This is a genomic window from Ferrimonas futtsuensis DSM 18154 (assembly GCF_000422645.1).
GTDB lineage: Bacteria > Pseudomonadota > Gammaproteobacteria > Enterobacterales > Shewanellaceae > Ferrimonas > Ferrimonas futtsuensis.
In genome coordinates, this window is record NZ_AUGL01000006.1 from 241,989 (window position 1) to 260,843 (window position 18,855).

An 18,855-nucleotide genomic window follows, 5' to 3' on the forward strand; every position below is an offset into this window, starting at 1 on the left:
CCCTTCGCCTTAGCGAGCCCAATACCAAAAAAGCGGCAACCCTGAGGTTACCGCTTTCTCGTTCAATATGGAGGCGAGCCCCGGAGTCGAGGGGGTGGGCAAAGATACGGTCCACGGATTTGCAATCCCCTTCGCCTTAGCGAGCCCAATACGAAAAAAGCGGCAACCCTGAGGTTACCGCTTTCTCGTTCAATATGGAGGCGCGTCCCGGAGTCGAACCGAGGTCCACGGATTTGCAATCCGCTGCATAGCCACTCTGCCAACGCGCCAAATTCGACCTGTCGTCGAACGCAGCGCATTAAATCAAAACCGGCCCCGAGGTTCAAGGCAATTAGGGAAATTTAGGACAATAAATTTGAACTCAGACAGATATGCGCCATTATTCAACTATATATGACTAATCTGCGGTCAACATTATGAACGTCGTCGCCATGGGCGGAGGGCACGGCCTGAGCCGGGTTTTGCAAGCACTCTCCCCCTACCCCTTGAATCTGTCCGCCATCATCGCCACTACCGACAATGGCGGTTCAACCGGGCGCCTGAGACAGAGTTTCGGTGGCATCGCCTTTGGAGACATCAGGAACTGCCTCAGCAGCCTGGTGGGCGCAGATCATCTGGGCAGGCTCCTGCTGGATTACAGATTCGACGACCAATCCGATCTGAACGGGCACAACCTGGGCAATCTGATGCTGCAGGCGCTGGACAGCCTCTGCGTGCGCCCCAGTGATGCGGTCGAACTGTTGTGCCGGCTGCTGGAGGTCCCCCATGCCCTGATTCCCATGTCAGAGCTGCCCACTCAGTTGAAGGCCGGCTATCGGGACGGCAGCACCAGATTGGGCGAAGTGGAGATTGATGCCGCCTCCACCCTGCCCGCTGAGCTCACACTTCACCCCAAAGTATTGGCCTGCGACGAAGCGGTAGCCCAGCTTGAGCAAGCCGACCTGGTGGTGATTGGACCCGGCAGCATCATTACCAGCCTGGCACCACCTCTATTGGTGGCGGATATACAGCAGACATTGACGAAACGCCAGGTTCCTGTGGTGATGATCGCAAACCTGGCACCGGAGTCCGGTGCCGTGGGAGAGCGCTCGCCAAAGCAACAGAAGGAGCTGTTGCAGACACTGACCGGCATCAAGGTGGACCTGTTGCTGTGCAACGGAGAGTCAGCTGACCCGGACAGTCACACCCAATATCACCCTCTGGCGCCCATGGACTCGCCGTATCACAGCCCGGTGCTGCTTGGCCAAGCCCTGTATGAGATCATTCAGGCTGAATCCAGGCCGTCCAGGTAACCCTGGTACCGGTTGCGGGTCTCAACCAGGCAGGCCACCAGTTCAGGCAACTGCTCCTTGACCAGGTCATCCCCCCCTTTTGCGCGGAGCTCGATGGCAGCAGCCAGTTCGGCCAAGGCCTCTGCACCGAAGGTCAGGGCCGACCCTTTTATGCTGTGGGCCAACTCCTGATACTGATACAACAGACAGGCTTCCTCGACCTGGGTCTTGCGGTATCCCATCTCATCAATAAACACTGTTATCAGCTCCCCCAGCAGATCCTCGCCAGCATCGCAGGCCAGGTTTCGTATGGAGTTTTCATTAAGAATCACTGCCATCATCGCTCCTTGTTTCGGCAATTTCTGCTCCTGAACCACAGTTTGGCATCATCGATGCAAGAATTTTCGCTGTCGTTCCACTCTTGCAGGACAATGGCCTATGCTCCCAACCATCAAACTGGTCCTGGATGGCCGAAATTACGGCGGTATCGAGGCACATGTCTGCCAGCTCTACCACAGGTTGACACTGTCGGGTCGTAAGGTTGAAGTGCTCCTTATCTCATCCTACCCAGAGTCTAGTTTCATTTTGCAACTCAAGATGCAAAAAGTTGCTTTTGTTGAACTAATTGGCTCCAGTTACCAGAAGCTCTCCCAACTGAAGCACCACCACCGCCATGGCATACTCCATGCCCATGGCTACAAGGCATCGATACTGTGCCGCTTGGCGACCCTGGGAAGCGGCCGCCCCTGTGTCACCACCTTCCACAACGGCGATCCGGGTAAGGGCAAACTGGCCTTCTATCTGTGGATGGACCAACTCACATCGCCCCTAAGCCTTAATTTGGCGGTCTCTCGAGCCATTCAGGCCAGAGTGGGCGACAATTGCCGGCTGATCCGAAACTGGGTCAGTCAGCCGACCGCCCTTAAATCCGGATTTGGCCGCCCTTTCTCTCTGGGCTTTGCCGGACGTCTCTGTGCCGATAAGGGGTTTGATCGTTATGTTGCCCTCGCTCGTTCCCTGCCTCAGTATCACTGGCACAGTTTCGGCGATGGCGAATTGGCTCACCTTGTCGAAGGCGGTGGCGTCATTCATCATGGCCAGGTCAACGACCTGCCCCGACGACTGGTGGACCTGGACGCCCTGGTGCTGCCCTCCAGGTACGAAGGACTGCCAATGGTGGCGCTGGAAGCCATGGCGTGCGGCGTTCCGGTGATAGCGTTCGATGTGGGCGACTTGTCTCAGTTGGTGGACAACCAGGTGGGCAGACTGGTCGATGCCGGCGATATGAAAGCCATGGCACAGTCCATCACTGAGATGGCAGCACAGCCGTTGCCCCGACTGCGCACATTGAGTGCCAACGCCAGGACTCGCATCGCCCGCCACTGGAGTGGCCGCAGCAGCCTGGCCCTGTGTCTGAGGCTCTATCGTCAGTGTGGGGCGGACACCGGCAAAATAACGGACGCACCCAGGTCAACCATCAGAGATAAGCAGGCCTGACTATGCCTGCTGCCACACCTGCATCTTGCGATAGATGGTGGAGGGGCTCACCTCCAACAGGTTTGCCGCCTGAGTGATGTTGCCGTTACACCGCTCGATGGCCTCCTCGATGGCCTGGCGTTCAATGTCCGCCAGTGACTGGGGCTCGGGCACCGCAGCGGCAACATCCGGGGTATCTGTCGTGCCAGCCTGCTGATTGGGACGGGCCCACTGAAATTGGGCGGCCCCTTCTGCGCCATCGTCACAGGCAATCCGGTTAAGCGGTGGCGGCAGATCTTCGCTGGCCACCTTACCGCCCGGGTGCATCACCGCCAACTGACGCATCAGATTCTGCAACTGCCGGACATTACCTGGCCAGCCAAATTTGCTCATGATCCACTCCGCCTGCCGACTGAAGCCAACGAAGCGTTTGCCCTCTTCGGCGCCATAGCTTTGCAGGAAGCGTTTTGCCAGCAACAGAATATCGTCGCCACGCTGTCTCAATGGGGGCAGGTGGATGGGTAAAACGTGGAGGCGGTAGTAAAGGTCCTCACGGAAACGGCCCTCCTCCACCTCTTTCCAGGGATCGCGGTTGCTGGCGCAGACGATGCGCACATCCACCTTGATGCGTTCATCGCTGCCGACAGGCTGAATGGTGGCGGTTTGCAGGAACCGCAGCAGTTTTGCCTGAAGATCCAACTCCATCTCGCAGATCTCATCCAGGAACAGGGTGCCACCGTTCGCGGCCATCACTGCCCCCTGGCGCTCTTTCTGAGCGCCGGTAAAGGCCCCTTTCACATGCCCGAACAGCTCACTCTCTACCAACTCCTTTGGTATGGCCGCACAGTTCAGGGGAATAAAAGGACTCTCCCGACGTGCCGACTCCTGGTGCAATGCCTCGGCACACAACTCCTTGCCCGTCCCACTTTCGCCCAGTACAAACACCGTGGCCCGGCTGCGGGCACTGCGCTCTATCATCTGATAAACCGCCTGCATCGAGGTGCTGGCCCCCACGAACTGATGGAAGCTGGCTCTGGCCTGGCGGTTTTCCAGCTGGTCAACCAGGCGGTTGAGGGCGTAGTAATTCAGGGCGTTGTGCACAGTAACCTGCAGGCGCCGAGCTTCCACCGGTTTGGTAACAAAGTCATAGGCGCCGAGTCGCATCGCTTCCACGGCGGTTTCAACGGAGCTGTTGGCGGTGATCACGATCACCGGAACCGTACAACCACTGTTGTGCAGCATCCTGAGCAGGTCGATACCGTCCTGGTCGGGAAGGTGAAGATCGAGAAGGACCAGAGAGGGTAACTGCTTGACCAGGCTCTCTTTGGCCTGGGCGAAGGTGGTGACATGTTCCACCCGGACACTGCTCTCTTTCAGATAGGCTTGGTACACCCGAGCCAGAGACTCGGTGTCTTCAATCAGCAATACACGATGTTGCAAATCCGCCATGGCAAAGCTCCCTCTATGCCTACACAGATAAAATTGTAGGTGACTCAAGGACGCTTTTACTAGGAAGTGACTAAAAAATATTGATTAATTTACCTCCGCGAGGTTCAACAAGGACTTAGCTCCAACGGCCATTGAGAAAGCGGCTTTCCCTCAACCAGATCTGCAGGCGACCAAACCAGGATTTGTGGGACAACCAGCAGAGGCGCCGCGACAGTGAGCTCGCCAGTTCTCGTCCCAATGCGGGCAACGCGCTGCGATTAAGAATCACCCCCATCAGCACGACCCCCTGGTGATTCAATCGAATCTTCAGCCGCTCAAGCTTCTCTTCGTCGTCCCGGCCGCCATCCACCACCAGCAGCACGCCCTGGCAACCGGATATAGCCAGAATGCCCCGCTCATCCAGGGCCGAGCCGGCGTGCACCACCACAGTGCTGAACTCTTGCTGCCACCGAAGCAACGCCTGAACCAGGCTGTTGAGCTGCAGCGGCCTGTCCTGCTGTGGCGCCCCCAGATAGGCCAAACCACTCCGGTCGCCGATGGCAGTGTGAGCGCTGATATCATCCAGGCTCCAGGCGGCAGGCGATTGCTCCGCCAGCCCCACCATCAGCGTGGTCCCCCCCAGTGACTGAAGCCGCGCCGCAAGGGCCTTGCTGACCCAGGCGGCGCTGCCCCCGCCAAGATCGGCCACGGCCAGGCTGGAGACCGCTTTGCGTTCCAGCATGGTGGTCAGGCCCGAAAACGGGTCACGGGTCACAATCATATGGCACCTCCCAGGGCAATAAGCGCAACGATGCTCAACGCATCCCTGACCCCATTGATGAACACGTGCCAGTTTGACTGCTCCTCATTGGGCACGTAAACGGTGTCACCGGGGCGCAACACCGGGATCTGCGCATAGTTGGGTCTCATGACAAACTCCTTGAGATCAAACACCCTGGCCTGAGGTTCACAACAGCTGTGCTGAACGACGATGATCTTCTCGATGTAGGCGTTCTCCTTCGGACCTCCGGCCTCAGCCAGCAGATCCAGCAGGTTCATGGTGTCATCGAAGCTGTAACGTCCCGGCTTGTTGACCGCCCCCATCAGGCGAACCACCTGCTCAGCAGGCTTCTCCAGCCACTGCCTGTCTCTCTGAGGCAGGAAGATGGTGTCCCCCGGCAGCACCTTGGGCAAGACGCTTTCGTCGCCGGTTTCGAAGTAACGCGCCAGGTTTAGCTGAGTCACCCTGGCCTGGCTGCCGTCTCTGTGGGTGATCCGAATCTGACCCAGGTCGGCCTCATCGGTGGGGCCGTCCGCCGCGGCGAGGATGTCCAGGAAACTCAGCTGGGCGGTGAAGGCATAACGCCCGGGAGACTCTACCTGGCCAAAGACATAGATGGAGCTCTCCGGCCCCTGACGGATCCAGGAGGATTTGTTGTCCGTGGGGTCCCAGGGCAGTTCGTTGACTATGACGGTATCCCCTGCCTCCAGATCCGGCAGCGCGGCGTAGCTGCCCCCCTGCTTGATGAACTTGTCCAGGTCGAACAGGCGCTTTTCGCCACTCTCCTTGAGAATCTCAATCTCGGCCAGATTCGCATGCTGCTTAGGGCCCTCCGCATGGGCAAACAGGTCCAGGAAGGACATGGCATCATCCCACTCATACCGGCCCGGTTTGTTCATGGCGCCGACAATTTTGATCGCCCGATCCGACGGGATCTTCAGCCAGGACTTCTCATTCACGTCGGTTTTCTCGGGGACAAAGATGACATCTCCAGGCTCAATGGCAGGCAGCGGGGTCGTTTGTCGGCTCTCGGTGTAAGAGAGCAGATCCACCTCGACCACACTCTGGTTTTGGCGTAACAGGCGGATGTTGCGCGTCTCGGCGAAGCGTGTCGGTCCTCCCGCATTGGCCAACAGGTCCAGGAAGGTCACCTGATCGCCGGTTTCGTAGGCTCCCGGCTGCTGGACCTCACCCATCACATAGACGGTTCTTTGGGTGTTGGACACGACGTCGACCTGAATGGGGACATACACCAGGGTTCCCGGCCCCACCGGCGGCAACGTCTGGGACTCCCCTTCATCCAGGTAGCTTTTCAGGTCAAACAGGTAAGGCACATTGTCGGTGATCACCCGGATATGGCTGACGTCGCCATAGCGGGTCACCCCTTCGGCCCGCATCAGGGCATCCACCAGATTCATCTCGCCCTTAATGGAGAAGGTTCCGGGATTTCGTACTTCGCCAAACAGGGTGATTGCTTCCCGTTTGCCGGCGCCATCTCCCCCCGCGATCAGCGAGCGGGCATCAAAATTCACTTCCACATTGCCGGTGAGCGGCGAAGCCGGGACGAACAGCCTGTCCTCGCTCCTCAGTGCTGGCAGCAGGGTGTCATCCCCGCTGTCCAGATACGCCTTGTAGTCGAAGGGTATGATCTGTTCCTGTCGCTGCACCTGAAGGCGGTCCAACTGGGCACCGGGACGCAGGCCGCCCGCGGCCTCAATCGCCATCTGCACATTTCCGTCTGCCGGCAGTAACACCTCTCCCGGAGCATCCACATAGCCCAGCACCCGAATCAGCAGTTGCGGGGCTTCCAGTTCGAGGTCAAACTGATCCAGGTTGATGTAGACACTGGAGAGCGCCAGTTTCACCGTGGCCTTTGCCTGCTCCAGGGTCTTACCACGCAGGGCCACCCTGCCCGCCTCTGGCAATCGGATCTTTCCCTGATTATCCAGTTGGAAAGGCTGGTCAAAGTCTGGCTCGCCAGGCAACAGCACCATCAGGCTGTCCCCGGGCTTCAGCCGCCGCTCCTCTTCGGCCTGAAGAGGCAGCATCACCAGCACCAACACTAGCAGGCAGAGGTATCTCATCACTCTCTCCTCGACGCATCGTCCCAGTGGCGCAGGGCCACCTGTTCGGAGTCATCCTCATTGGTGGACAGCACCAGAGTGACCCTGCGGTTGGCAAGCCGCCCGGTCGGGGTGGTGTTGTCCCCAACAGGCTGGGATTCTCCTCTGGTCTCCAGGGTCAGCTGATGCTGGCGTACCCCCTGCTTCAGCAGAAACTCGGAGACCGACTGGGCACGGTGGGCGGCCAGGGTGTGGTTGTACTCCTCACTGCCTCGATGATCCGCATGTCCGGTGATCGTCAGGTGCCAGTGAGGGTGTGCCATCAGCTCGGTGGCCAGGTACGCCAACCGCTGTTGAAACTCCGGCAACAGCTCCGCCTGATCATCGGCAAACTGCTCGGAAAAGAGCAGCCGGCTTACCTGGCTGTTACCGAGCTGGCTCAGGGAAGAGGCGGCGACGGGTGACGGGCGATGTGCCTGACAGCCAAGCTTGGCGGTCACATAATTGAGTCGAACCCCGAGGCGATGAACCTGATCCTCAACAACCAACATGGTCTCCGCGGCATCGGCCAACAACCCGTCCGCCAGTTCACCTCTGACCCGGGCCAACAGCAGCTCTGCCTGCATCTGGCGGGCGGGCAAGCAGGCCATGGAACCGCGCAGGCGCAGCAGATCCAGGCCCATCTGCGCCTCCACCGTGCGCTGCCTCAACTGCTGCTGCTCCTGCTGGAAGGCCGGCGAGTTGAGGTAGCTCTCCCAGGGCGTTTTCTCATCGGCCATGCCGCCCTGCCCCTGCTCGGGCCACTGAGCACAGCCACTGAGCAACACAACGACCAACAGCCCTCTCATGCGGCCACCTCACCACCAACGAACGGAATGGCGCGATCCACCCTGAGCATAGTCAGAATGCGCTTAGGTTGGCCGTGTACCCCATGCAGCTGGAGGACACGTTGCTGGCTCTTGAGGCGCTTAAACAGGTAGATGATGGCGCCAATGCCGGAGGAATCGATGAATTCGGTCCGGGACAGATCGACCACCACCAGTTGGCTGCTGTCCTCCAGCAGGTTTTCAAAGCTCTCTTTGATGGGAGCGATGTGGTCGATGTCGAACTGTTGGGGGGCCGCCACTTTGGTGGGTGCCAGTGTCTGATCGAGTTGAATAGCCATGATCACTCTCCCAATAAACGTAAGGGCCGGAACTGTTCCGGCCCTTAGGCTTCAGCAAAGAGAATGCCAACCGTAATAAACATTAATATTCATGCACTTAGTTAAAGCCTCAGAGAGTTCAATGCGTTTTGCAATAACCGTTTTGCAAAATAAGGGGGGCTCCCCCCCTCGTTTTTCCCTGGCGCAGCGCAGCCACAACAGGCCGTTAATGCCCTTTGGCGCCCAGGACCACCATCACGGTTCTCCTGAGGACCTGCCACTCCATGGCGAAGTAAGTGGCGGGCGCCGACAACGCCGCGCCATAGGCATGGTCATAGAGAAGCTTCTGTTTGACGTCCTCCAGGTTGGTGTCACCAGACTGGTGTACCTGCGCCAAGCCGGTTATGCCAGGTTGCAGTTCAAACGTACGCTCCAGGTAGAAGGGTAACTGAGCGTCCAACTCGCCACAGATCCGGGGGTGCTCCGGGCGTGGCCCCACCAGGGAAAGTTCGCCGCTGAGCACCTGAAACAGCTGAGGAAGCTCATCAAGACGCGTGGCCCGGATGAAGCGACCCACCCTGGTCACCCGGCAGTCCCCTTTGGAGGCCCAGCGGGCGCCCTGTTGCTCTGCATCCTGAACCATGGATCGAAACTTGGTCACATAACACAGCTCCGTTCTGTCATCGTATCGGGCCCCAATCCTGAGTTGCCGATAGAATACCGGGCCTGGAGAGTCCAACTTGATCACCAGAGCCACCAGGGGAAACAGTGGCAGGGTCAGCAGCAGCAAGGCACCACCCACCAACAGGTCGACACCACGCTTGAACACGCGAACCATGAGAGGCTGGAATCCACCCTCCACAGTGCTCCATCCGACACGGGTCCCGGTCAATCGGCACCAACACCCCAGTAGAGCCCCGCTAAGGGCGGTCATCACCATGCCGATCCGACTCTTGGGCTTTATCAGGGCGAACGCCACCATGGCCAGTGCCAAGGCCAGCATCGGCCACAGCAAAGGAGCGGTGGCGGGAAACTGGGCGGGCAGCAACAGGGTTAATCCCCCCCAGAGAGGCATCAAAAGGGGCACGAAGGCTCTGAGCCCCTTGCCTGAAAGACCGGCGACGCGCGCCGAAAAGGGCAATATCGGCAAGGTTTTCACCAACGAACCCAGCTGCTGCAGGTTGCCTGCGGCAATGCGCATCCTCTGTGCGAACAGCCGTTCTGACGATCGGGGCGCCACATCTACTGCCCGCATTCTCTGGTCATAACCGCTGCGGTATCCCTGCCTCAACACCCCCATCACCAATTCAAAGTCATCGTTGATGCAATCCGCCTTCAGCTCGGTAATGCACTCACTGCGCAGCAGCAACAAAGCGCCGGGACCGCCCATCACCGCGCCCAGGCTCGCTTCCCCGGCCCGGCAGCGATTCAGCCCCGCCCAATGCCGGGCAAGACGACTGTCGGTACCATGGGTGTACCGGCCAGCCAGGGCCCCCAGATGGGGGTCGCAAAAACGCTGCTCGGCCAGTTGCAGGGTGTCCCGGCCGAGCAGTGCGCTGCAATCGCTTAACAGCACCAGTTCTCCAGGGCGTCCTTTCAGGCGGGCCAGAGCCTGATTCAACCGGTGAACCTTACCCCGATTGTCGGCAAACTCCCGGCTGTGCAGGCGCATCCCGGCCTGGGCAAACCTTGGCTGGAACTGATGAACCACAGAAGCGCTGTTGTCCCGGCAACCGTCAAGCAACACCTCCACCTCGACTTGACATAAGGGTTTGGCGAATCTGATCAGGTTGTTCAGTTTGAAGCCCAGTTCCCGTGCTTCGTTATAGCAGGGGATCACCAGGGTGATGCGATCCACCCTTTGACTCTGCAAATGGGTAAACGCCCCGGTCTTACGGGCGGCCAGCCACCCCATCCACCTGGGGTAGAGCACCAGGTTGATCACCAGCAGAGAGGTAACCACAATCCAGAGAATTAACACCATCATGCTTTCTCCTCCAGCAGGGTCAGATACTGCTGCGCCATGGTGGTATCGCTGCCATGGCTCAGCACAAATCTCCGCAGCACTCCCCGGCTCTGTCGGCTCAACGACAACAACCGGCGTACCGGCCTGAGCCACTCCTCCACCTTGTCTCCGCCGACTATGCACCCCATTTTGGTACATACCATATCGCGACAGTTTCCGACATTGGTGGCGACAACAGGCACCTCACAGGCCTGAGCCTCCAGCAGGGACATGGGCGCCCCTTCATGGTGGCTGGCCAGACAAAAGAGGTCCAGGGCCGGATACCACAGCTCCATCCTCTCAACCTGCCCAAGGAAATGACACCGCTTAGCGACCCCCAAATTCTCGGCCATGGTCTGGAGATTCTCCCGCTCACTGCCCTGCCCGGCAATCACCAGATGCACCTCCTCGGGCAGCCGGGTCAACAAAGTGAGAAGCCTATCGACCCCCTTCACCGGCTCCAGACGACAGGCTGTACCCATCAGCAGCGCCCGCCCTGGCAGGCCAAACTGCCTTCTCGCAGCCTGCTGGTCAGACGGCAGGAAACGCGAGGCGGCAACCCCATTGGGGATCACCTTTTCAATTCTGCACCCCTGCTGCTCATAGGCCCGGGCCACGGCCCGGGCATCGGCCACCATCGCCGGGCGAAACAGGGTTTCGGCTAGGCGAGTCAGTTGCCGCTGACGACCAAGGGTCAGGCTCCAACCATCATGGTGAGTATGAACATGCTCAATACCCAGGCCGATGGCCGCCGCACCGCCGTAGATCAGGGGGCCAATGTGATGGCTGTGCAAGTGAGTCACCTTGTACTGCTTCAGGTAGCGACGCAGTGATTTCACCAGCTCGCTGTCGACACCAGCCCCCTTATTCAGGGCGCTGAAGCGCTTGAGCTGCAACAGCCTGGGCCACTGCTCCATCAGGGTGTCGGCTTCCCCTTCCAGGGAGAGATAGTGCACCTCGAAGTGCTCCTCCAGACGCTCACCCAGCGTCAGAGCCATGGTTTCCAGCCCGCCAACGGCCATTTTTTGCACCAATTGAACCAATACCGGCTTGTTCATCTTTCACCCTCCACAAGGTACTCCGCCAGCACTGGTGCCCCGCTCAGGGCCTCGATCTGCTCGCGTCGATAGATTCGCCTGTCCAACAACAGCCCCAGAACCGCCAGGGCCACCCCAACGCCTGCGCCACCGAACAGCCCCAGAACACCCATGAGCCACCAGGGCATACCAATGGCAGCGGAAGGGTAATTGGGCCGATCGATCACCCTCACCTTCTCTGGTGCTTCAAACCGGCCCAGTTGACCGGTTACGCGCGCCTTTTCGTAGCGCTCCAACAGCTCGCTGTAGAGGGCCCGTTTGCCCTCGGCCAGCCGCTCCAGCTCCGCTAACTGCTGTTCCACTTCGGCACTGCGGCCCATCCGTTCGAGGATGGAGGCCTTATGAGCTTCCAGCACCGTCAATTCTCCCTCCAGGGTCACCACCAGGTTGCTGGAGGCCTGCAGCGATTGAAGTTGAGACACCAGCAGAGGGGCCTGGTTGTCCCCCTCTTCCGGCTTGAAGGTGGTGGCCAGGTGCCAAAGTTCCTCCAGGTGCCGGTCCTCTTCCGACGCGGTTTCCTGGAGCAGTCGCTGCTTCTCCTGCTGAAGCTGATCCAAGCGCGCCTTCACCCCTTTCACTTTGGAGTGACGGTCGGTGTAACGACTCTTGAGCAGCGCCAGTTGCGCCCGGGTGGAGACGATCTGCTTCTCAATCTCACTGACGATGGGGTTGGCCATCTTCAGCTGGCTCTTCAGTTGGCCCCATTGCGCCCGGGCGCCCTCCAGCTCAACCAGTTTGCTGCGGATTTGTGCCTCGGCTTCGAGGAGGGCCATGTTGTTGGCCCCAAGCAGATTGGGAAGCAGGTTGGCGTGCTCCTGCTTGAAGCTTGCCAACTCCCCCTCCACCTTAGCCAGGCTCCTCTCCTGCTGGGACAGTTGCTCAGAGAGGAAGCGCTCTGAGTTGTCCACCGCACGCTGCCCCGGGTCCATCAGCCTCTGTTGAAAGCTCTCGCTGATCAGGCTCAGCAGGTGCTGGGCCTGTTCCGGGGTATCCCAGAGCAGCCGTATGGTGACCAGGGAGTCGCCACTGAGATGCAGGTGGGTCGCAGAAGCCAACCTGCGATAGACCATCTCCTTTTGACTGTCCGCCATGGTGTCCGAGGTCAATCCGGCTTCTCCGGCAACTTCGGCCATGACATAACGGCTGTGCAACAGGGCGCGAAGGCCGTCCAGCCGCTCTTTCAAACGTACCGAGACGGAGAGGTCCTTCAAAAACGGGTTGGACAGGGCCGACTCCTGCAACAGCAATGAGGTTTGACTCTGGTACTTGGCCTTACCAGAAAAGGCATGCAGAGCCAGCACCAGTCCGGTGACCAGGGCCGGAATCACCACCAGGTAGCGCTTCTGCCACAGCTGACAGAGCAGTCGATAGGCAAAGATCAATGCCTGTTCAATAGGCATAGGAGGCTCCAAGCCGGACCTGGTCCGGGGTCGCCGAAGGCAGATAGCTGCCCTCCACCCTGCCCTGGTAACCCATGGCGCGCAGGGCATCCTCCAGTTCCGCCAACCTCTGCTCCGCCACAAAGGCCGAATACCAGGCCGGTGCTTCAGGCAGGGGCCCGAGTACCACACTCATCTTCTGGGCGCGAAACAGCTCATTGGGAAGCTGCCCTTGCAGCCACAGGAGCACTCGGCCGTCCTGTGGCCAGGTCAGTGTGGTCTGAGGGGCCGTTGAGGGTTGTGACAGTGCCCCGTCAGGGGCGGTGGACGCGCACCCGCCGAGGAGTAACAGCAGCACTAAGGGTATCCATTTCATCGGTCTCTCCCGCTGGGCCAGATATCAATGGTCTGCACACCCCGTGCCACTATTATTTAGTCAATTACTTCAACATGTTAAACTGAACCCTATCTAGCCCCTTGCAAACTGCAACAGTCGCAAAAGCTGATCGCCACGGTCTTTCCACCCCTGGCCGATGACTGACATTCGCTGCTCGACCCGAGAGGCAGGATGGATCAGTCGCATCAACACCTGTCCCAGGAACGCCTCCCTGCCCGAGGTGACATCCACCCCAGCCTGCTCCATGGCCGCATCGAACCGGGTGGAGACCACACTGCACCCTGCTGCCAGATATTCTCGCATCTTCAACGGATTACAGGCCTTTATCTGAGGGCAGTCCCTGAAAGGCAGCAGGGCAACATCGAAGTGCTGTGCGTAGGCAGCGAGCCGCTGATGGCTCCTGGGACCCAGCCAATGAACGTTGGGCCGTTGCAACAAGTCACCGGGACAGGCCAGATTAGGGCCAATGAGCACCAGGTTGCATTCAGGCATCAGATCCGCCAGTTCAGCCAGAAGTTCAAAGTCCAGCCAGGGCGCCAGTGCCCCATAGAATCCAACAACCGGCCCGGAGGGAAGATCGGCCGGACGCTCCTGAGGCCTGGAAAAGTGGGTCAGATCCACCCCATGGGGCAGCAGATGACAGGAGTCAGGGCCCAATTTCTGCTGCAGGGCCTGGGAGGCGCAGCACACCAGGTGGGCCTTCTTGAGCAGGCGCCGCTCCAGTGGCGCCACCTTGGAATGATCGACGCCGGAGAGGGCATCAAAGTCATCACCGCAGTAGTAGATCACCTGGCTCTCAGGAAACAGGTCCAGGTACTCCACGGCACTGGGCAGCGCGCACCAGACGTAATCAAACGGGCCGTGTTCGGCCAGTTGAGACTTCAGCACCTGACGATTCAACGACTGTATCCAAGCTTGGCTGGCCAGGGGCCAGAGCTTTGGCGCAATGACGGTAAAGGGCGCCTGCTGGCCTTTGTGTGCGCCGGACGCAAGCCCCTTACTCAATAGCCGGCCAACATCGCTCCATCGAGGTTGTCGCAGACCGATGGAGTTTACCCAGGTGATCTCCACCTGGTGCTGGATCGCCAGGGCCAGGTGCTGGCTGCTTGAGGGGTGGCGGCCCCAGTCTTCACCAAATATCAGCATCCTTGGTTTCATACTGTCTCCTCCAATGGACGAATGACCCGGGCAGGATTGCCCCCTGCCAGCACCCCTTCGGGGAGATCCCGAGTCACCACAGAGCCCGCCGCCACGACAGTGCCGCGCCCTATGGTGACGCCGGCCATCACCATGACGCCAGTGCCCAGCCAGACGTCGCGCTCCAGCACTATCGCCCTCGCCTGGTCCGGACGCTCCGCCTCTCCTGCCGCTCTGGCGTCCGCCTCCAGAGGGTGACCCGCATAGCCCGCCAGCAGCACCCTCGGCGCCAACCGGACATTGTCTCCCAGGACCACACGGGTGCCGCAGGCAATGGTGTTCTGCCACCCTATGTCCACGTTGTCCCCCACCTTGAGGCTTGACCCGGGACGGCCACACAGGGTGGACACACCGCTGACCCGACACCCCCTGCCCAACTCAACCGCCACGGGGCCCAGTATCTGAGGTTGACCCGAATAGAGAAAAATCCCCTCGCCGCCCCGGATCTTGCTCCTGAAAATCGGGGTCCACAGCATAATGCGCCCCATTTCGCGACACACCATTCCGGTTAGGGTCAAGATCCAGTCCAGGGGGCGGTAGAGCAGCGCCAGAGGCGGCACCTGAAAACCCCGGACTCTGTGATACCAGGGGCGCAACTTCTGTTTAAGCGCAGGTGTAAGAAGCATGACTTCCTCCTCGGGAAGGCTCAGGAGCCCTCAGGTAGATTCGACTGCCAGCCCAGACCAGGGCTGCCATGACGTAGAGAGGCCAGGTAAAGGCCTGGGTCAGAAAGGTGGCACTGACGGCAAAGCCGATGAGCCCCGAATAGAGCGCTGACGCCCAACTGAGTGCCTCGGCGTCCCCCCCTGTGGCCAGGGTCCGGTGCAGGCGTCGGGCGCGCCGTATCAGACCCAACACAAAGCCCACAAAAACCATCAATCCCAGGACGCCTGCTTCGGCCAGCACCTGGAACCAGCTGCTGTGCACCGCATGATTACGACCATCCCAATGGGATGAGTGGAAGAAGTAGTTGGAATAGAAGTTATCCAGGCCCACGCCAAACAGCGGGTGTGACACCCCCATGGAGATGGCAGCCTGCCAGGCATAGAGCCTGCCCATGGCGGACTCATCGATGCCACTCTCCCCGGCTCCGCCGCTCTGGCGGTCACTGATCCCGGCCAGACTCATCAAAACCAGCAGAGCCACAGGCGCGAGCAGCCAGGCCCACTTTGGCAGCCGATAGCGAAGCAACATGCTGCAACCGGTGATGGCACACAGCCCCAGCAAACCACCCCGGCTCTGGGTCGCCAGCAGCGCAAAGATCAACGCGGTCAGAGTCGCGATGGCCGGCCATCTCCCCGGCAGGGGCGCCAGTGCCCGGTTGAGGGCAAAACTCATGGGCAGCAGCAGCACCAGGGCCAGATCATTGGGGTCACCCAGCATGGAGCCCCAACTGCGGCCAATGGTGACCCGTGTGCCCTCAACCGTCTCCAACCCATGAGCACTGTTGTACAGCGCCACCGAAGCCACCAGGGCACCGGAGGCGATGATCAGCCAGCCAGCCGTGGCCAACTGCCGGCGGTCCTGAAGCAGCCAGGAGATCGCCAGGCACATCAGCACCACCTTCACCCAGTTTCCACTCCAATAGCCAAATGCCAGGCCAAAGTTGGTCGCCAACAGCATCCCCACGGAGGTCACCGCAAACAGAGCAAGCAGCAACCAGGCTTCGCGGTACAGCAGCATTTTGGCGGATTTGACCACCAGCAATTGCCAGATTAAGACCGCAAGGGACGCCATCGCCAGCAATTGAGGCAGTCGAAGTGACACCAACCTGGGGTCCAACTCATGGAGGCGAAAGGTCGACAAGATCACAAAGGCCAGACAGAAGATCACCGGAACGCGGGCCATCACCAGCATCCCCAAAGCGGCGGCCCAGCCCAGGGCCAGGACCCGCGGTTCTGCCGTTGCCAGCAAAGAAACCGGGATGGCGCACGCCAGCGCAAGCAAGACTCGGTTCATTTTGTCCCTTCCGCCAGAGCGAAGACACGGCCGGTTCCGGATCGCCGGATGAGAATGAGCAGGCTCAAGACGACCACCAGTCCCAACCACAGTGGGGAGCCGACCAATCCCGCCAGCAGAGGCAACAGCGTTGCCACCAGCACGGGGTAAGCGTAAGGCAACTTCATCAAGTGCTGACTAATCAACAGCGTCATCAAAAATTTGGCCACCATCAGCCCGGTGATCAGCCCCACCAGCCCCTGGGCTCCCCAGGCCTGAATCACCAAGGGGATCAGCACCAACGCCGGTACCACCAGCACCAGGTTCAGGCACAGCGGCAGATTCCCCGTGCTGCGGTGATACAGCCCCAGGTTCATCATTGCGGACAGCTGGCGAAACAGTGTCGCAGCCAACAGCCAGGGAAGGATCTCTATGGCCGAATGAAACTCCGGGTCAAACAGGATGACAATCAGAGGGGGCAGTATCAGCGCAGCGAGGGCGATCATCAGCATCAGGCCAACACACGCCAGAGCCACCCAGCGGGCAATCTCATCCCACTGTTGTTGACTGGCCAGCACGTGTCGTTTCGGGCCCCACCAAAGCATGAAAGGTTCCATGGCGTAGGCCGGCAGCAAGCTCAGCTGGGCCATCAGCGCGTAAGCGCCAAGCTGTTCAAGAGAGAGTACCTGGGCCAGCCAGGGGCGTTCATAGCCATTCAGGACAAAGGTGGCCGCCAGAGAGAGCGCCAGGGGAAGACTGTACGCCAGTATCGGCCTGATACTGGGTATTGGACGCAACACCAGGCGCCCCCAGAATCCACCCGCCTCCAGCCCCAGGGCGATGAGGGTGGCCAGGGCGCCGGCGGCCATCATGCCCCCAGGTCCCAGGCCGGTGAGCAGGGCAAACAGGGTCAGGGCCAGATGACACCCGGAATGTAAGGCGATCAGGGCCAGATATCGACCGGACCGGTTGGCCACCCTCAGCAGAACCAGCCGCAATCCCAACAGGGCGCCCAGGGCCAGGTTCACCAACAACCACTGCACCCAGCTCCAACGCAGGTCTCCGGGCATGGAGGTGGACAGCGCCCAAGCCAGCAACGGCGAGATCAGCAACAGAATCACCGCCCAGCGGGCCCCCAGCACAGCCCCCTGATGGCAATTCACACGGCGATAAGCGTAGCGCTGCAGATACTCGGGCAGACCCAGGGCCGCGATGATGCTCCCCAGATTGGCCAGGGCCACCAGCAGCGCCAGCTGACCATACCCCTGGGCCCCCAGAAAGTGGGCGGTTATGGGGATCAGCACCAGACCCACCGCCTTCTGGCTGACACCGGCGATGGCGTAATGGCCGAAGGTGCGCCCCAGCATCACAGCGCCTCCACCAGGGAGGAGAGGCGCCGAGCCTGGTGCTTCAGTTCATAGTGTCGCCTGACCCTCTCGCGCCCCTTCAGACCCAGCTTCGTCCTCTGAGCCTCGGACAGGTTCAGCAAGCCGCGAATTGCCCGCTTCAAAGCCTGGGGATCATCGGGGCGGACCCGAAAGCCGGTACGGGAGGACACCAGCTCCTTAAGGCCCATCAGGCTGGAAGCGATCACCGGCAATCCCATCGCCATCGCCTCTTTGCAGATCAGCGGGCCCGTGTCCCGGTCACCATCTCTGGCCACCCGGTATGGCGCGACCATCGCCAGGTAGTTGCCCCCTTCCCGGGCCAGCCAGCTTTGGGGGCGAGCGCCAAGGAAACGCACTCCGGTGAGGCCCATCGCCCCGGCCAGAGACTGCCACTGCTGTTTCAGGGGGCCCTCTCCGACGACATCCAGTTCAAGATCCGGATCGGCGATCAGCGCCATTGCCATCAGCAGGGTGTCCAGGCCTTTCTTCTCAACCAGGCGTCCTACGAACAGCAGACGCTTTGGCTTCTGAGCAGCTGAGGTACACCCGAACTTTCTGGTGTCGATACCACAAGGCACCAGTGCGGTGATCCCTCCGCAGTGAGGCGAAAACATCTCGCGCATCTCCCGGCACACGGCTATGGAGAGATCGCTGTGGCGCAGTTTCAGCTCCAGATCCGCAGGAGATCGATAGACATCGGCGCCATGGCCGACAAAGGAGACGGTCACCCCAAGCAGCCGCGCTGCCACTATGGCCGCCGCTGCGCTGTGCTGGGCAAAATGGGCATGGATGTGATCGCACCCTTTGGCCTGAGCCGCAATGCGCGCTCCCAACAGCAGTAAGCCCCCAATGCTGAAGCCACTTTGCCTGGCAAGAAACTGCCACAAGCTGGGCCTGAAGGGCGACTTGATCAACTCCGCCCCCAGAGAGAGCGCATCGGTATTCCAGGGAGTGACCATATGGCGCATCCAGTGACGGTGCAGGTCATTGTCGACCTGAGGGCAGGTTTCCAGGGCTATGGGCAGAATCCTGTGACCCAGACCGGCCATGGCGCTCATCTCGTTGACCACAAAGGTTTCAGACAACACGGGAAAACTGGGGATGACGTAGGCGATGCTTTTCATGGACCGCTCCTGGCGTATGTGGGCTGTTGCCTGACACAAACAAGAAGTGGGCCAAAATTTAAGGCACTGATTTAAATGGACTAAATAAGATACCCTTCAGGCTCTTTGCATTCTGCAAAATTCAGAGCCTATGTTGGTCAAACGGCGGTGAACGGCGAACTGCAAAT

The 18,855-nt window shown here is 60.1% G+C and carries 17 protein-coding genes and 1 tRNA gene; 2 read left to right on the forward strand and 16 right to left on the reverse strand.

The genetic code is table 11. The features are described 5' to 3' along the window. Window positions 1-195: 195 nt before the first annotated feature. Window positions 196-269: transfer RNA gene (locus G505_RS0104790), tRNA-Cys, on the reverse strand. 147 nt (window positions 270-416) lie between these two features. Here G505_RS0104790 and G505_RS0104795 point away from each other — a divergent pair. Then, window positions 417-1,292, forward strand: coding sequence for a gluconeogenesis factor YvcK family protein (locus G505_RS0104795; protein WP_035385080.1), 876 nt, complete (start codon window positions 417-419; stop codon window positions 1,290-1,292). Here G505_RS0104795 and G505_RS0104800 read toward each other — a convergent pair. Further along, window positions 1,265-1,609, reverse strand: a complete 345-nt coding sequence (locus tag G505_RS0104800) for an Hpt domain-containing protein (protein WP_028108543.1) — start codon at window positions 1,607-1,609, stop codon at window positions 1,265-1,267. The two genes, G505_RS0104795 and G505_RS0104800, sit on opposite strands and share 28 nt — an antisense overlap. A gap of 100 nt (window positions 1,610-1,709) precedes the next feature. On the opposite strand from G505_RS0104800, the gene G505_RS0104805 reads away from it, so the two are divergent. Then, the gene (locus tag G505_RS0104805; RefSeq protein WP_028108544.1) at window positions 1,710-2,768 is read left to right on the forward strand and encodes a glycosyltransferase family 4 protein; all 1,059 of its coding nucleotides are present in this window, start codon (window positions 1,710-1,712) and stop codon (window positions 2,766-2,768) included. Here G505_RS0104805 and G505_RS0104810 read toward each other — a convergent pair whose 3' ends face one another. The 14 genes from G505_RS0104810 to G505_RS0104875 all read right to left on the reverse strand — a co-directional run bounded on the left by G505_RS0104810 (window position 2,769) and on the right by G505_RS0104875 (window position 18,688). Beyond that, window positions 2,769-4,196 carry a sigma-54-dependent transcriptional regulator gene (locus G505_RS0104810; protein ID WP_028108545.1) on the reverse strand — a complete coding sequence of 476 codons (1,428 nt, stop codon included), beginning with the start codon at window positions 4,194-4,196 and terminating at the stop codon, window positions 2,769-2,771. It abuts the gene before it with no gap. 115 nt (window positions 4,197-4,311) lie between these two features. Beyond that, window positions 4,312-4,956: a P-loop NTPase family protein gene (locus tag G505_RS0104815; protein ID WP_028108546.1), complete on the reverse strand. Its 645-nt coding sequence runs from the start codon at window positions 4,954-4,956 to the stop codon at window positions 4,312-4,314. Then, window positions 4,953-7,040 carry an SLBB domain-containing protein gene (locus G505_RS0104820; RefSeq protein WP_028108547.1) on the reverse strand — a complete coding sequence of 696 codons (2,088 nt, stop codon included), beginning with the start codon at window positions 7,038-7,040 and terminating at the stop codon, window positions 4,953-4,955. Before G505_RS0104820 ends, G505_RS0104815 begins: the two co-directional genes overlap by 4 nt. Then, complete coding sequence (locus tag G505_RS0104825) at window positions 7,040-7,867, reverse strand: OmpA family protein (RefSeq protein ID WP_028108548.1); 828 nt, start codon at window positions 7,865-7,867, stop codon at window positions 7,040-7,042. The genes G505_RS0104820 and G505_RS0104825 overlap by 1 nt, the downstream gene beginning before the upstream one ends. After that, entirely contained in the window at window positions 7,864-8,184 is a 321-nt protein-coding gene (locus G505_RS0104830) for an STAS domain-containing protein (RefSeq protein ID WP_051215895.1), read from the reverse strand. Before G505_RS0104830 ends, G505_RS0104825 begins: the two co-directional genes overlap by 4 nt. Window positions 8,185-8,389: 205 nt before the next feature. Beyond that, window positions 8,390-10,150, reverse strand: a complete 1,761-nt coding sequence (locus G505_RS0104835) for a sugar transferase (protein WP_028108550.1) — start codon at window positions 10,148-10,150, stop codon at window positions 8,390-8,392. After that, window positions 10,147-11,226, reverse strand: coding sequence for a glycosyltransferase (locus G505_RS0104840; protein WP_028108551.1), 1,080 nt, complete (start codon window positions 11,224-11,226; stop codon window positions 10,147-10,149). Before G505_RS0104840 ends, G505_RS0104835 begins: the two co-directional genes overlap by 4 nt. Beyond that, complete coding sequence (locus G505_RS0104845) at window positions 11,223-12,665, reverse strand: hypothetical protein (protein WP_028108552.1); 1,443 nt, start codon at window positions 12,663-12,665, stop codon at window positions 11,223-11,225. The genes G505_RS0104840 and G505_RS0104845 overlap by 4 nt, the downstream gene beginning before the upstream one ends. Beyond that, window positions 12,655-13,020, reverse strand: a complete 366-nt coding sequence (locus G505_RS0104850) for a hypothetical protein (protein WP_157509039.1) — start codon at window positions 13,018-13,020, stop codon at window positions 12,655-12,657. The genes G505_RS0104845 and G505_RS0104850 overlap by 11 nt, the downstream gene beginning before the upstream one ends. 93 nt (window positions 13,021-13,113) lie before the next feature. Next, complete coding sequence (locus tag G505_RS0104855; RefSeq protein WP_028108554.1) at window positions 13,114-14,199, reverse strand: glycosyltransferase; 1,086 nt, start codon at window positions 14,197-14,199, stop codon at window positions 13,114-13,116. Next, on the reverse strand, window positions 14,196-14,864 hold the full coding sequence (locus G505_RS23445; protein ID WP_051215897.1) for an acyltransferase: 669 nt from the start codon (window positions 14,862-14,864) through the stop codon (window positions 14,196-14,198). Before G505_RS23445 ends, G505_RS0104855 begins: the two co-directional genes overlap by 4 nt. Further along, entirely contained in the window at window positions 14,842-16,197 is a 1,356-nt protein-coding gene (locus tag G505_RS20600) for an O-antigen ligase family protein (protein WP_084643840.1), read from the reverse strand. Before G505_RS20600 ends, G505_RS23445 begins: the two co-directional genes overlap by 23 nt. After that, entirely contained in the window at window positions 16,194-17,543 is a 1,350-nt protein-coding gene (locus G505_RS0104870) for a lipopolysaccharide biosynthesis protein (RefSeq protein WP_028108555.1), read from the reverse strand. Before G505_RS0104870 ends, G505_RS20600 begins: the two co-directional genes overlap by 4 nt. After that, window positions 17,543-18,688, reverse strand: coding sequence for a glycosyltransferase (locus G505_RS0104875; RefSeq protein ID WP_028108556.1), 1,146 nt, complete (start codon window positions 18,686-18,688; stop codon window positions 17,543-17,545). The genes G505_RS0104870 and G505_RS0104875 overlap by 1 nt, the downstream gene beginning before the upstream one ends. Between the last annotated feature and the right edge of the window lie 167 nt (window positions 18,689-18,855).